Origin of the sequence: Flavobacterium sp. SLB02 (genome assembly GCF_009664855.1) — a bacterium.
Taxonomy (GTDB): Bacteria; Bacteroidota; Bacteroidia; order Flavobacteriales; family Flavobacteriaceae; genus Flavobacterium.
Window position 1 is genome coordinate 651,100 of the sequence record NZ_CP045928.1, and the last position, 16,757, is coordinate 667,856.

Sequence of the window (16,757 nt, forward strand, 5' to 3'; positions counted from 1 at the left end):
AATTGTAATAATTGTACGGCTTATTCCGCTTATTTTTAAGAAATGAGTAATTCATCGGACAATTTTGTTTTTCGTCGATATTTCAGGCAATTTTAATTCAGAATTAATACATATATTCGCAAAAATTTTCGCGAATGAAAGTAATATTACACGTATTAATATTGGGTTGTTTTTTTAACGTTGCACTTTACGGACAAAACGAGACCAATATCACTTATGGGCTCAAGCTTGGCGGGCTATTCTCTCAAATTAGCAATCTGCCGGAAAGTATTAAAGGCCGTGACAATACTTTCGACAATAGTGTGATGGAAAGTAAAGGCGGATACGGACTTGAAGGCGGCTTTTTTTTAAATTGCAAACTTTATGATACCCGTGTGGCAATCCAGCCTGAAATTTTATTCAGACAATCGGGAGAAACGGTCAATTATCACGATGCTACAGGAAAAGAGTTTGAGTTAGGACTTCACTATTCTTATCTGCAAATTGGTGCTTTGTACAAGGTATATCCTTACGAAGGGCTAAATTTAGGTTTTGGTGCATTTTATGGCATCAGTTTATCTTCTAATAATCTTACTTACAAATCCAACGAAGCCGGAGGAATGTACGATGTTGCGACCAGACAATTTTATAAAGATGGTCTTGACGGTACAGATGATTTCTCCTTGTGTTTTGCCCTGGGGTATGAATTGCATCAGAGTATCCACTTCGATTTACGTTACTATTTAGGCGTAAAAGATGTCGTAAAAAGTAATTCTTCCTCCTTTCAGTTTATCGAAAATCAAAATAAAAGCAGTGTCATTTGCTTCTCTTTAGGTTATAGTTTTCATCAATGGTAATTTCAATAAAAAACATGAAAAAAATTATTTTGCTTCTTTTATTAGTAAGCACAAAATCGCTGTTTGCACAAGGTGACAGAGAGATAACTTATGGTCTTTTTGCAGGAGGAATTTATTCTACCATGTCTAATCTTCCAGATGTAATTGTACCAAAAGGAATTTACGAAGGATATACTCTAAAAGAAGAAGGTAAGTTTGGCGGTACTGCAGGTATTATGATCAACTGGAAATATCCGTATGCTAAAGTGAGTATCCAGACCGAATTGTCGTATTCAGGACAGAGTACCGATTTGAAATATGAAGATATCAAAGGATTAAAATATAAAATGACATTTGGATACAGTTATCTGAATGTCGGTGCACAATTTAAATATTATCCTGTTGAAGGATTTTATATTGGTGCGGGACCTTACGTAGGATTTAATATTGCCAGCGATAATATAAAATACAGTTCGAATGCCCAGGAAATATTTGCTGATTCAGGTACTTATTTTGAGCCGGATGCCAATGTGCAAAAAGTTTTGAAAGAATCTCTAACTGGGAAAAACTATTTCTACGGTATGCTTTCTGCCGGATATGAGTTCAATTCGAGACTTTCTGTAGGAGCGCGTTACACTTTAGGACTTACAGATGCTTTGACTACCGAGGAAAACGGACATCGTTACAGCGAGAATAAAAACAAGATCAATAGTATGTCGCTCATTATTGGTTACTCTTTTGATTTTGATGATTTAGCCAATTTCTAAATAGTCGCTCATCATTTTAAAAACATAAAATTATGTACAGAAAGATTTTTTTAATATCCGCTTTTGTAACCTTATTGACGAGTAATTTAATTTTTTCTCAGCAAAAAGCAGTACCCGGATTAGTTGAAGAACCACAATTTTGGATTAAATCCCAAAATAATGGTGAGGCGTATTATTGGGAAAGTCTGACAAAGAAGGAAGCCAAAATATCAGGCCGAAAACATAATGGAGCAGTTTTTAATTTTAATCCCAGTATTGTTTTTGACAGCACACAAGATTCACTGATTTTACCTCTGGGAATAGAAAGCAAAAGAAAACAAACCCTGTTTATGGTCTACAAAGTAAAAGACAGTTTGAAAGAACAATTTTTATGGACGATAAACGATACTAAAAAAACACTTTCTGTAGCGACCAATAAACGTTTGGTCGATTTAAAAAAATACTCCTATCAAACCTATCAGGAGAAAATTAAACCCAACAAAGCCAATATTCATTTCTTTCAGCAAAATGTAACGGATAGTGTTGCAAAGTTATCGTTGCTTACTATTGGTCAAAAGTCAAGATTTGAAAAATTACCACCCGAAGAATTCAAAGGAAATATCAGCGAGATTTTAGTCTATAACAGGGTTTTGTCAGGTATGGAAACTCAAAAAGTAGCAAGTTATCTTGCGGTGAAATATGGTATTTCACTCTCGCAGTTTGATATCAAAAATTATCTCAATAGTAAAGGGCAAACCATTTGGGATATCAATCAACATAAAGGATTTGAAAATTCAATTACTGCAGTGGGTCGTGATAATGCCAGCGGATTATTGCAACCAAAAAGCAGTAATATGGTCGATGAAGGACTCCTGACTATTGGACTTAAAAGTAAATCGAATACCATTCCGGATAATTATTTTGCTTTTTGGAGTGATAACGGAAAAAATCTTCTGGTAAAAAAACAAGAACAAGGAGAACCAATTGGAATCGCCAAAGAATGGCAGCTGGATTTTACCAACCCAACTGATTTAAGTCTTGACTGGACACTGAATCCAAAATTCATAAAAGGCACTTTGCCCAAAGATACTTACTTCTGGTTGCTAGTAGACTATTCCGGCAAAGGAACTTATGACGAGAAAGATTCAGAATACATTCGATTGGCCAGTACTTCGAGTCAGGAAAAACTGGTGTTGAATGATTTTAACTGGGACAAACAAAAATCTGGCAAAGCCAAATTTACCCTGAAAGTCGCCCCTGAAATGTTCAGCCGTGTCTGGATTACAGAGGCAACCTGTGGTGTTTTAGGATCAGGACAATTAAATTATTCTATAGAAGGCGGTGAAGCGCCATTTACCGTTACGGTAAAAAAAGAAGGCAGTGAAGTTGCGGTAAAACAATGGAATCAGGCCGCAAAAAGCGCAACAGGCGTGCAGCTTTCATCAGGAACTTATGATTATATTGTAAGGGATGCAAAAGGAAATTTGTACTCAGAAACTGTTTTTGTTGCCGATAAAGAGGGAACATTCCCAAACCTGAAATCAGATTATTTATTAAAAGACGGTAAGGCCATAACGCTAGATGCAAGCAAAGATCTTCCTGCGGGTAATTATCAATACCAATGGTTTTACGAAGGAGATTTTATAGACGATAATCCAAAAATACTCATCGATCAGCCCGGAGAATATGAACTTAGATTGATAAACGATCAGGAATGTAAAACGGCTACCAAAATTGCCGTTGCTACAGATGGAAAAGAAATAACAGATGCAAGCGTACTTATTTTGTACCCCAACCCAACTACAGACGGTCATTTTTCTCTTGCAATGCAATTCCCAAAAAAGACAAATGCCAACATTAGTATTTATACGCCAAGCGGTTCACTTTTAAAACAAAAACAATTCAGCCAAATCGAAACTTATTTGTATCAAGATGTTATAAAAAGTGCTTCAGGAATGTATTTAATAAGCGTAAGTTCAGATTTCGGAACCAAAACTTTCAAAGTGATTGTGAAGTAATTCAAACGTATCTCATCAAAAGATAATACGAATTAGACTTGGAAAAAATAGACAGATTGCCCCATAATTGATTACCCTACTTTATGAAAAATAAAATTATAATACTGGTATTTTTAATAGGTTCTTTTTTGTTTGCCGCCAATTTTGGCCCCTACAAAATAGCCTCTTTATTTACTCAAGGTAATGCTGAGAACGAATTGGTTATTGAAAAAGCAAAAGCAGATTCGATCGCAATTCTTAAAAACGAAACTAAAGATACAAAATCATTTAGTGCAGATATTGCTGAGGGAATTATCGGGATCAGGGATGAATCTGATATTGATGATGCCTACGATAATGTCTTTCATCTTAAAGTGGATGCTTTGCCTTCTAACGGAGAAAATGTGTATCTGCAATATGAATTGTACGGATACAATCAGGCAGCTTCTATTTCGAGAAGTTTAAACAACCAACCCAGTATTGGAGGACAATTTGTATCGCAAAATAACCACTGGAGCAAACAATCGGAGTTGCTTTCAGAAAAATCATTGCGTGAAGGTGACAACGTTGTATTGTTTACAGCCCCTGAAGGAATTTCAAATTCTTATAGAATAAAAAATGTTCGTATTGTTTATAAAACTGCTCTGGCTCCGACTGACTTTACTTTATTAAAATCAGATAACAAACTCTATATCAAAGGAACTAATTTTCCTTCTCAAATCAGAAGAATGACTATTGGCGGAATTTCGATTGATGTCAATCAGCCGGAATTCGAATTGGTTTTAGACGCGGCAACTACAGGAAAATCAATTTTGGTAACCAAAGAAACGACAACCGGCGTTATCGTAAATGAGAAATTAGAGTTCAGTCAATTTTTGAAAGTTACGGGTTACAGACCGCTGGAAAATGCTAAAGAACGTATTGCTAAAACCATCAACTTTGAAACAGTAAATACATTAGATTACAAAGCGTTTTCGGCAGTTTTTCCTGTTGGAGCTTTAAAAAGTAATGTAAAAGTATCAGTAAGGGGACTTCGAAAAATAGACATTGCCCCGCTAAATTCTGCTATGGTAAATGTTACGGGAACCAATGCAGGTTTCAGGTTATTGCCACACGGAACCATTTTCGAGAAAGCCGTAACCTTGTCATTACCTTACGATAAAAAAACAATCCCGGAAGGTTATACAGAGAAAGACATCAACGTATTTTATTTTGATGAAAATAAAAGATTGTGGCAGGAAGTAACCAAAGATTCACTGGATATCAAACAAGGAATTATAAAGGCGAAAACCACTCATTTTACCGATTTTATTGCCGGAATTATAAAAATGCCCGAATCTCCAGAAACTTCAGGTTATACCCCAACAAGCATCAAAGATTTAAAAGCGGCGAGTCCACTCGTAGGGATTCAGTCTATTGCGCCGCCTTCGGCCAACGGAAGAGGAACAGCAAGCACTGGATTTTCGATCGTGATTCCAAACGGAAGAGGCGGTATGCAGCCTTCTTTTAACCTGCAATATGATAGTGATGGCGGTCATAGCTGGGCAGGTATGGGCTGGGATATTTCAGCACCTGCAGTAAGTATCGAAACCCGTTGGGGAGCACCACGATACGATGCATCAAAAGAAACTGAAACTTATGCAATTGCAGGAGAACAATTAATCCCCAATTCGCACAGAGCTGAATGGGTAGGAAGAACAACCGACAAACAGTTTTATCCAAGACGTGAAGGCGCATTCCAGCAAATTATTCGTAAAGGATCCTCTCCTAAAAATTATTATTGGGTCGTAAAGGACAAAAGCGGAGTGGCCAGTTACTATGGAGGAAACGCATCAGGACTTTCAACCGATGCCATTTTGCAGGATGGGTCCGGAAATATTGGGCATTGGGCGCTATGTCTTCAGGTCGATCTAAAAGGAAATACAGTTGAATACGAATACGATAAAAAAGACGGAGAACTATATCTTAAAAAAGTTTATTATACCGGTTTTGATTCCCAAAAAGGAAACTACAGCGTTACTTTTGTAAAAAATGCTGATTTAGGAGAAGCTAACCGTGCAGATGTAGAGGTTTCGGCAAGATTAGGTTTCAAACAGCTGAACAATCAATTATTACGCAAAATAGAAGTACGCTACAAAGACGATATGATTCGCAGTTATGAGCTGAAATACAAAGAGGGCGCTTTTAAGAAAACATTGCTTGAATCAATTTCTGAATATGATTCTGAATCAAAATTATTTTACACCAATACGCTGGATTATTTTGATGATGTTCGTGATGCTTCAGGGAAATATATTCCGTTTGGGCCCGAGCAGAATTGGAGTGTGCCTGATGATCATTTAAAAAATAACATTTTACCGAATGTTGATGTATCAGGAAAACATACGCTGGGAAATAGTTCGAATGGTAAATCGGCGGGAATAAATTATCGAATTGGAGTTGGGTTATCTGCCGATTCTGGAAATTTTAAGCAAAATACTGTAGGGGCGCATGGTGGAAATAGTTGGGGATCCTCTGAAACTATTGTAACCCTGGAAGATTTAGATGGCGATCAGCTTCCGGACAAAGTATTTAGAAAAGGAGATAATGTGTATTATCGAAAAAATCTTTCTAATCAGGGAACGAATGGTTTTGGAGAAATTCAGGAAATATCATTAAATAATATAGGAAACTCATCCAGTAAAACTTTCAATTGGGGAGTAGATTTAGTTATAGGATATTCAAAAGTTAGTGCTAGTGTTGGTTTTGATAAACAATATACCAACAGCAAAACAAAAAGTTATTTTATGGACTTTAACGGTGACGGACTAGTTGACTTTGCCAATAACGGGCAGGTTTATTACAACCGTTTAGTTAATGGAGTTCCAACTTTTAAACCAGGCAGTACAGGAACACCTTCGCCGGTTTCAGGAGATGGAGAACTTACTTTGAGTTTTCCGGCTCCGGCAATGACTTTTGAAGAAATGCAGGTCAAAAACCCGTTGCATGATGTGGTTCGTATGTGGGAAGCACCTGTAACCGGGCAGATTAAAGTATCCCATACCTATGAATTACAAAAAGATCTGTCAAAAGAAAGAACAGAATATTTAACCAATGACGGAAAAGATAAAGCAGATGGTGTGCAATTGTTTTTCCAGCAAGGAAATAGTTTAGTATGGAAACAAGCCATTGCCGCAGACGATTATAATAGTAAAACCAAAGAGGATGTAATTACCGTAACAAAAGGAGAAAAGCTATTTTTCAGGGTAAGTTCTGTTATGGATGGAAGTTTTGATCAGGTATTATGGAGTCCAAAAATTTCATATATAACAGTAAATGATGATACGGGCAGTTTATTGCCCATAGCTGATGATGCTGTAGATGCCAACTTATACTCACTGAAAAATTATGATGCCGAAAAAGACTTTTTAAGCAGCACAAATTCGGGCTTATTAGTTTCAGCCGGTACAATTTCTTTTGCAGGAACTTTTGTAAAACCCATTACCTCAGATCATGTTACGCTTCGAATATTTAGAAAAAATCTGGATGCAGGAGCAGTTGAAACGGTACTCTATGAAAAGCAGTTTAAGGCAAATCAAGCCGTTAGTTTTGATATGAGCAGTATTGGAGTATTAAATAATAATGCAACTTCGCAGATTCGTTTTGTTTTAGACAGCAAGACAAATGTAAATTGGAACACCATTACTTTTAATCCTTCGATAAATATGCCTGCTGTGGCACCGGCTGTATCTGAGAATAAGAAAATAGATGTGTATTTACAGCGTTATAAAAAACGACTGGGAAATTATCTTATTGAGAAAAAAAGTTCGACTATTGATGGAATTTTGTCCATTAATTTAGCAGCTACTGATCTTAATCTAATTCCGGGATTTAATCCTCTTAAAACAAAATTAAATGGCAATGTAACCATTACTGCAAAGCAAAATAACCAATTAGTAGCCAGAAAACATTATAAAATGGTTAATGCCGTTTTACAGGAAGATCTGACTGTTTTAGAGCCGGTAACAGATTTTTCAAAAGTTATAAACGGATTACCAATTGATTTGGAAATTAGCGTTCCAGAGTTGGAAAGTAATGCCATAACTCAATATTGTATTTCTCTTTTTCAAATGCCTGTATATCTGAATGTATTGGGTGATTTGGCAGCAACCTGGTCTGCAGATACAAATAAATATGCTGTTTATTCGCCATTTTTTGCTGAAGAATTACAGTTAGGATTAGGGCACAGAGAATGGGGTGGATTTGTTATTAATAATACAGGAGCTTTTGCTTCTGATGTTATAGCAGTGTCGCAATTAAAAACATCTGATACTTACAACGCAGAACCAAACTTAGATCCTGATAACCAGTCAGAAACAGAGCAGCAGGGTTATGATATTGCCAAGGTATATTTTATAGCCATGCAGAGTATGTATGCTAAAAATAATACGGTGGGACTGGAAGAAACCACTTTTATCGACAGCAGATTTATGGGAACTTCGCGTCTTGGTGAAGATGATATTGCCTCTTATTTTGATGCAAGTCTGCCAAGTCTCGACGGTGGAGGAACTATGGCACTGGAAATCTTAAGCGAGAACGAAAGTACCAGTTATTCAGCCGGACTAAAAGTAGGACCGCTTGGCCCGGGAGGAAGTAAAGGAGAAGGAAAAAGTTATGTTACCCAGACTATGGCCGATTTAAACGGTGACCGTTTTCCTGATTATATCCGTGGAAAGGAAGTACAGTTTACTTCTCCGATAGGAGGAATAAGTAGTCAAAAAACTGAAATTTACAATTACAGTCACGGAGAAAGCAAATCAGATGGAATTAGTTCTGATGGAAGTTATTCGCATGGTTTTACAAAAACGGTGCAGAAATTGGTAGCCGTTTCAGATAGTAACTGTTCAATGGTAAATGAGCTAAGATCTGTAAAGGAATCAATAGATATTTCGGCCACTATGTCCATATCCGGTAATATGGGAACCAATGAAGATGAATCGCAATACATGCATATTGATATTAATGGAGATGGACTTGCTGACAGAGTTAAGAAAACCGGTGAAGTAGCTTTAAATTCAGGTTATGGATTTTTAACAGAAGAAAAATGGAATCTGGATGGACTTGCGACGGGTTATTCTGAAAATTGGGCGATAAGTCCTTCTAGTGGAATGTCTTACAAATCGGGTTCATTTACAGGTGGATTCAATTTCGGAAAAGGAACCGACAATTCTAAGACTTTAATGCTTGATGTTAATTCAGACGGGCTGCTTGATAAAGTGGAATACATTGGCAGTAAAATGATGGTTGCTTTAAATATGGGAGATAGTTTTATGACACCTATTGAGTATCCTAAATTTTCGAGAATGAACGAAAATAACAGTACTAATTATGGACTTAGTACTGGTTTTAGTTATGATATTCCTATTTTCCTGATTAGAATTACCCCTAGTCTTGGAGGTTCTACAGGCTTTAGTACCTCTCGTACCGAAGCTACTTTTAATGATATGGATGGTGATGGAAATCTGGATTATGTACTTTCTGATGATGAAGACCATCTGGTAGTGCGTCTTTCCAACATTAAAAGAACCAACAAACTTAAAAGCGTTACCAATGGTGCTGGAAATAGTTATGTGGTAGATTATGAATTAACCAAATCAAGTTACGAAAATCCATCAGCCAAATGGGTGTTACAATCCATAGATGTTTTTGACGGATATATAGGCGATGGTATCGATCATTCTATTGCAAAATTCAGGTACGAAGACGGATACTACGATCGTCGTGAAAGAGATTTTTATGGTTTTGGAAAAATAATTCAGGAACAAATTGATGCAGCGGATGACTCAGTTTTTTCAACGACAGTTCAGGAATTTTACAATCAGGATTATTTCCGTAAAAATCTTTTAAAACGTAGTTATACATTAGATAAAAACAATAAAATGCGTCAGGAAGCTGAAAACGAATACAGTTTTACAGATGTTACGACGCAGGCTAGTGTACCAGTATCGGAACTAAATTTACCATCATGTGATGATAAACGTATTTTTGTGGGAATGATTCATGCCAATCAAAAAGTATACGAAGGAGGAAGTGATTATCTGGAAACTAATACTTTTAATACTTATGATGCCAACGGAAATATCACACAATATGAAGATTTAGGCAACGGAACGGCAAGTGATAAAGTAACGGCAAAAATAAGTTATTATGAGAGTACAACGCCTTATTATGGTGGAATACCAAAACAACTCGAAGTAGTTACTACTGAAGGTTTACGTCGTAAAAGAGCGACCACAATCGACACCAAAACAGCCGAAGTTACCCAAATAAAAAATTATAGTGCCGCTGATAAAATTGCACTTACAGATATTGCTTACGATACTTACGGAAACCTGCAAAAAATAACAGGTCCGACGAATCATAAAGGGCAGCGTATGACATTGGATTATACTTATGATGAAGACAATCATCAGTTCATGACCGAAATCAAAGATGCTTTTGGATACCAGAACAAGATGGAATACGATTATCGTTTTGGAATACCTGTAAAAACGACAGACCGTAACGATCAGAGTAACACATATACATTAGATGCAAAAGGGCGTATGGCGACGATAAGAGCACCTTACGAAATTGCCTCAGGCAAACCATACACCATAGCGTACGAATACTTTCCTGAAGCCAAAGTTCCGTATGCGAAAACCAAAAATTACGATCCGGAACTGGATAAGGATATTGAAACTTATACCTATACTGATGGATTAGGCAGAGCCTTGCAGGTGAAGAAAACAGCTAGTTTATTTACAGCGGCTGGCAGTGCAGATCAGGAAGCACAGATTGTTTCCGGACAAATTATTTACGACGGATTAGGCAGACCAATAACCAGTTATTACCCAACGACGACAACTACCGTAGATAACAATTTTAGTACAGCAGTATCAAGCGTTGCTCCAACCAAAACAGAATATGATGAAGTAGGACGTGCTGTAAAAGTAGAATTGCCGGACGGAAGCACTAATACGGTTGCTTTTGTTTTAGATAATTATGATGGAGTTCCGGTATTGCACACCACACAAACAGATGCTCTAAATAAAACAAGTGAAACCTATACTGATGCTAAAGGCCAGAATTTGGCCAGTATGCAAAATGATTTGCTGACCAAATTTGAAACCAATGCATTGGGTGAAACCATAAAAGTAACCGATGCCATGGATCATATTACAAAAAGCAGTTACGACTGGTTAGGAAGACGTATTGAATTTACGCATCCTGATGCAGGAACGACCACTATGCAGTATGATTTAGCGGGTAATTTAACTTCTCGTATTACGCAGGATATAAAAAATACCGTTCCAAATGGTGGAGCAATAGAATATATATACAATTACAACCGTTTAGAAACGATTAAGTATCCTAAAAACCCGCAAAATAATGTACAATACAATTATGGTAAGGCCGATGGAACAGCATCGCGCAGAGGAAGATTATGGTTTGTACAGGATGCCAGTGGTGGACAGGAATTTTTCTACGGTAAATTAGGCGAAGTCGAAAAGGAAATTCGTACACTCCGTATTACACCTACGGATGTGCAGACTTATATTTCGCAATACGAATACGATACCTGGAACCGTATCCAGAAAATGACCTATCCTGACGGCGAAGTGGTGGAGTATACGTATAACCGTGCAGGAAACCTGCAAAGCATGCAGGGTAAAAAAGAAAGTCATACCTACGATTACATCAAACAATTAAGTTATGATGAGTTCGAGCAACGTAAATACTTAAAGTACGGTAATGATACCGAGACCAACTATACTTACGATGATGTAATGCGAAGGTTACAGCAATTACAGGTAAAAAGCGGTACAAGACAAGTCATGAACAATTCGTATAGTTATGATTTGATGGGGAATGTCCTAGGTATTAAAAATACCGCTCCTGTAGTAAACAATACTTTGGGCGGAACTTCAAACCATGAGTACCAATACGATGATTTTTACAGGTTAAAATCGGCAAAAGCAACCTATCAGGGTGAGTTTACCAAGGCAAGTTATGAGCTGAATATGAGTTATAACAAGATGCACAACATCACAAAAAAGGATTTAGTACATACGGTAAACAATGAACAAAAAGGCTATGTTTTAGATTACAACTACGATAACGAACTGCATCCGAACGCGCCAAATAAAATTGCTGAGTCAGGAAAATCAGAGCCAAGGCAATATGTGTACGATGGTAACGGAAACCCAACGAGTTATACGGAAGAAAAAAGTTTTAGAAAAATGACCTGGGATGAAGAAAACCGTTTATCAGGGATTAACGATAACGGAAGAATTCACCAATTTACTTATGATGCGTCAGGGGAACGAGTAATAAAAAGCTCAGGAGATTCACAAAACGTAGCCATTAACGGAGAAACGGCAGCAACAATTGTGCATACCGATGATTATACAGGATATGTTTCTCCTTATTTCGTAATTAGCAAGGGTAAATTTACTAAACATTATTTTGAAGGTGCAGGACGTATTGTAAGTAAGTTAGGAAACGGAACTTTTGCTCAGCCTTTAGGTATTACAGCCGGAGGCGTAAATTATACCAAACTAACAGCAGAACAACAAAAAGCACTAGATACCTATGTAAGAAGTTTAGGAGTGCCTCCAGGACCTCCAACACAACAGGGTATTTACGCCACACCTGAATTTACCGGAGATCCGTATCCAACAGCAGTAATAAAACCTGTGGAAGAAAATCAGGAACCACCGGAAGGCTGGCCAAGAAACCCAATTTTCAATGGACCAGGAGATGTGCCTGGACCACCAGTACAATTTGGGCCGCCTATAGAACCTACAACGGTGAAACCAGGAGAAGGGTTTACAGGAATTGGTTTGCCGGAGAATGATATTTTTTACTTTCATCCTGATCATTTGGGAAGTACTTCGTATATTACAACCAAAAATGGTTCTATATCACAGCATGTAGAATATATCGCTTTTGGGGAGGTTTTGTTTGAGGAGCATTCATCATCTTTTTCTTCGCCTTATTTGTTTAATGGGAAAGAATTAGATCGTGAAACGAATTTGAGCTATTATGGAGCAAGATATTTGGATATGAAGACGAGTGTGTGGTTAAATGTAGATCCAATGGCAGATAAGATGCCAAATTATGGTGCGTATGTTTTTAGTTTTAATAATCCGATACGATTTATTGATCCTGATGGTAAAAGGCCATTGGATATTGTTTTCTTTAATCAGCAAGGTCAGGAAATTTCTCGTGTTAAATCTAAGACGGTTTTTAAAACATATGTAGCTACGACAAATAAACCCGAGCCTTCTCTATTTGGGGCACCTTCTAATACATTAAACACTCCACTGGGGACTTTTGTAGAGGCTCCAATGCCAGGAAAGATAACATATTCTCTAGATAAAAATACTGACCCATCAGATGATAAATATAATAAATACGATTATGAAATAGCAGCAGCAACGTTTATCATAAATGAAGGGATTAAAGAAGGAAGTCTATCTGTTGGAAATTATACTGTTGGCAAAGAAGCTACGCCGTTAGATGTTAATTTAGTTAAAGCACTGTCTTATAAAGAGTCTAGGTTAGGGCAGGGAACTTCTGAATCTACAAAAGCCAGTGATATATTTAGTATGTTTAATATGGGAGATTATGGAGATAAGGGAAAAATGGGAATGACAAAAGAGGATGTGAAAAATGGAAGTGGTGCTTCTTTAAGTACACAGTGGGGATCTAAATGGTTATATTATAAAGCATTTATGTCAAGTGACGGTAAGACTAAAAATTTCCAAGGATGGGATTATGCCATTCAAAAGTATGGACCAGGTGCAAAAGAGCCAGATTATAAAGATACAGTTTTTAAAATATATAATTCAATCAAATGAAAATTAGAGATATAGCTATAGTAGTGTTTTTTTTCTTGACAAGTAATTTATGGAGTGAATCACATATTAATTACATGCCTAATAGTCAGAAAAATTTAATTGCAAATATTGAGAATATTGAAAAATTAAATATTGACTTAAATAAAGTTAAAAATAAGAAACAGTTTTTAAAAGAATGGTTTTTAAAAAATTATTTAAAAAGTGCACAGAAATTGTCAATCAAAGAAATAAAAAATGATATTTACTCGGTTGTTGTTTATGAAATAAGTCTTTCATATGATTCTCCAACTAGTTTGAATAAAAAATATTCTATCATATATAACAGGAAATTAAACACTAGTTTTCTTGTGCCATTTGAGTTCAATAGATTATTTCGATGTAATAAAGAATTAATGATTGGAGGATACAAAGAATCTAGAGAATACGAATTCTATCAGATTTACGCATTAAAAAATAAGACTTTAAAATTAGTAATGGATACAAGTAAAGATTGTGATTATGGAATTAAGGTAGGATATTATAGAAATGATGAATGTTTAGAATATATTCCTAATAGATTTACTTGTAGCATGTCTAGTACTGATCAAATAGAGTTTATAGGTGAAATAAAAAATTATTGTAAAGTTAACGTTGATAGAAATGTAAATGATTTAAAACCGTTAACGATTACAAATACTAAAATTATTTATAAATACTCGAATATTAAAAGTAAATGGATTCTTCACAAAGGGTCAAATTATAAATGTTGGTAGTATAGCCCGCTGTTCGAAGTCTCCCGACTTCGAACCGTCAAAGAAAATCGACAAAGAATAGAAAAATTTAACTTTGCAGAAATGCGAAGTTTTTTTATGTTTAAAAATGAGAATACGAAATAAAAGTATTGCACTCAGCCTCTAGGTATTACAGCCGGAGGCATAAACTACACCAAGTTAACAGCCGAACAGCAAAAAGCATTACATAACTATGTAAAAAGTTTAGGGGTACCTCCGGGACCTCCAACACAACAGGGTATTTACGCTACACCTGAATTTACTGGAGATCCATATCCAACAGCAGTAATAAAACCTGTTGAAGAAAATCAGGAACCACCGGAAGGCTGGCCCAGAAACCCTATTTTCAATGGCCCAGGTGATGTACCGGGACCACCAGTACAATTTGGGCCGCCTGTTGAACCTACAACAGTTAAGCCCGGAGAAGGATTTACAGGAATTGGTTTGCTGGAGAATGATATTTTTTACTTTCATCCTGATCATTTGGGAAGTACTTCGTATATTACCACCAAAAACGGTTCTATTTCACAGCATGTAGAATATATTGCTTTTGGGGAAGTTTTGTTTGAGGAGCATAGTTCTAGTTTTTCTAGTCCTTATTTGTTTAATAGGAAAGAGTTGGATAGGGAAACTAATTTGAGTTATTATGGGGCGAGGTATTTAGATATGAAGACTTCGCTTTGGTTAAATGTCGATCCATTAGCTCTTTATAATCCAATATTTGAAAACGAATTTTATTTTGATGGTCAACATAATGGAGGAATTTATTATAGTGGAAACTTAAGTCCCTACAGTTATTGCTACCAAAATCCAATTAAATATATAGATCCAAATGGAAAACAAGCCAACTCTAGTGTTTTGTTGAAAGCAAACTTTAAAACTATTTATACACGATCAGGTCTACCTATTAAACATCAATATGGATATAAATTTACAGAAGGAACAGCTCATTTATTAAGTTTAGTGAGTAATGTTAGTGAAAAAAATATTAGTAATACTAAATTGAATTTTCAACATACTCCAGTCGGAGGAGGAGCACTAACAGAAGGACCAAGTTCTAATAATGCTACCATAAATATATTTTGGAATGAAGCTCCCAAAGGAAGCATATACAATACAAATACCAAATGGATGGATGGATTTTTAGGCTTAATGGCACATGAAGTTGGTCATATACCACAAATAGACGAAGCAGGGGGTAATATAAGTCATTTAGCAGGTTCCTTGGGAGAATATATAAATAATTGGCTTCATTTAAATGATTCACATGATAGCACATATGCTCATAAAGAAAATGCAGCAGAGAAAGGGTCTATAGAATTTACAAATTTTAACGAATTCATAAATAACAATTACGGAAAAAATAAATTATCTAAGTTATTCAATAATAAAAACAATACACAAAAAGATATTATTGAAAGATTAGATCAATGGTGGAATAATTATCAAAAACAAAAAAGTAAAGATGAATAATACAAAATATATAATTATCATATTTTTTATACTGACTTCATGTCAAAAACACAAAATTTATTTTGATACAAAAATTCAAAAAGTAGTTAGTTGTAATAATTTACCAATTAATTCATTAGAGGTGGATAACGATTCGATTAAAGCAGATGGTTTTCCTTATGAAGGAGGGTTCTTATTCGTATGGCAAGGTGATACTGAGTTAATTCCTTCTGATTTTTCATTCAATAATATACCTAAAGAATATCGTTGTACTAAAGGAGGTATTTTATATAAATCTAAAATAAAATTAAAACCTAATTGTAGATATATAGTGAAAAAGTCAGGGAATGGATTAAATCCACATGTCATTAAAATTTGGACAGATAAAAGAGGTATAGTCTATAAAACTACACACCCTGAATGTATTGATAATGAAGGAACACCTGAAGAATGGTCAAAATAATGGTTCACTGCTCTGCAAAGAGTTCTTATAAAAAGCTGCCCCCCGCTCCCGCACGAATCCTTTCGTGTGGCGCAACGAGAATCGACAAAGAATAGAAAAATTAAACCTCGCAAAATTGGCGAGGTTTTTTATGTTTTAAGAATTCTAAAATCCAAATTGCAACTGCATTTTTTTGTAGAATGCTCCCAACACAACAAGGAATTTATGGAACACCCGAGTTTAGGAGATCCATATCCAACAGCAGTAATAAAACCTGTAGAAGAAAATCAAGAACCACCGGAAGGCTGGCCAAGAAATCCTATTTTTAACGCGCCAGGCGATGTTCCCGGACCACCGGTACAATTTGGTCCACCTATAGAACCTACAACAGTTAAACCCGGAGAAGGATTTACAGGAATTGGTCTCCCGGAGAATGATATTTTTTATTTTCATCCTGATCATTTGGGAAGTACTTCGTATATTCCATCTCGACACGGATCTATTTCGCAGCATGTGGAATACATTGCCTTTGGAGAGCTATTGTTTGAGGAACATTCGAGTTCGTTTAGTTCGCCTTATTTGTTTAATGGGAAGGAATTGGATAGGGAGACTAATTTTAAAAAGGTACAACAACAGTGAAATAAAGCATTA

General features: G+C 36.0%; 8 protein-coding genes. All 8 read left to right on the plus strand.

What is annotated here, in order from left to right; all coding sequences use genetic code 11:
- Positions 1-134: 134 nt before the first annotated feature.
- The 8 genes from GIY83_RS02870 (at position 135) to GIY83_RS02905 (ending at position 16,745) form a co-directional block, all read left to right on the plus strand.
- The gene (locus GIY83_RS02870) at positions 135-836 is read left to right on the plus strand and encodes an outer membrane beta-barrel protein (RefSeq protein WP_194618986.1); all 702 of its coding nucleotides are present in this window, start codon (positions 135-137) and stop codon (positions 834-836) included.
- A 14-nt stretch (positions 837-850) separates the two neighbouring features.
- Complete coding sequence (locus GIY83_RS02875) at positions 851-1,582, plus strand: outer membrane beta-barrel protein (RefSeq protein ID WP_194618984.1); 732 nt, start codon at positions 851-853, stop codon at positions 1,580-1,582.
- A gap of 32 nt (positions 1,583-1,614) precedes the next feature.
- Positions 1,615-3,579, plus strand: a complete 1,965-nt coding sequence (locus GIY83_RS02880; protein WP_208684608.1) for a T9SS type A sorting domain-containing protein — start codon at positions 1,615-1,617, stop codon at positions 3,577-3,579.
- Positions 3,580-3,662: 83 nt separating this feature from the next.
- Positions 3,663-13,442, plus strand: a complete 9,780-nt coding sequence (locus GIY83_RS02885; RefSeq protein ID WP_208684610.1) for a SpvB/TcaC N-terminal domain-containing protein — start codon at positions 3,663-3,665, stop codon at positions 13,440-13,442.
- Entirely contained in the window at positions 13,439-14,194 is a 756-nt protein-coding gene (locus GIY83_RS02890; protein ID WP_208684613.1) for a hypothetical protein, read from the plus strand. Before GIY83_RS02885 ends, GIY83_RS02890 begins: the two co-directional genes overlap by 4 nt.
- A 462-nt stretch (positions 14,195-14,656) precedes the next feature.
- Entirely contained in the window at positions 14,657-15,685 is a 1,029-nt protein-coding gene (locus GIY83_RS02895) for an RHS repeat domain-containing protein (protein WP_208684615.1), read from the plus strand.
- Positions 15,678-16,127, plus strand: coding sequence for a hypothetical protein (locus GIY83_RS02900; RefSeq protein ID WP_194618973.1), 450 nt, complete (start codon positions 15,678-15,680; stop codon positions 16,125-16,127). Before GIY83_RS02895 ends, GIY83_RS02900 begins: the two co-directional genes overlap by 8 nt.
- A 204-nt stretch (positions 16,128-16,331) precedes the next feature.
- Positions 16,332-16,745 carry a hypothetical protein gene (locus GIY83_RS02905; protein WP_208684617.1) on the plus strand — a complete coding sequence of 138 codons (414 nt, stop codon included), beginning with the start codon at positions 16,332-16,334 and terminating at the stop codon, positions 16,743-16,745.
- Positions 16,746-16,757 lie beyond the last annotated feature (12 nt).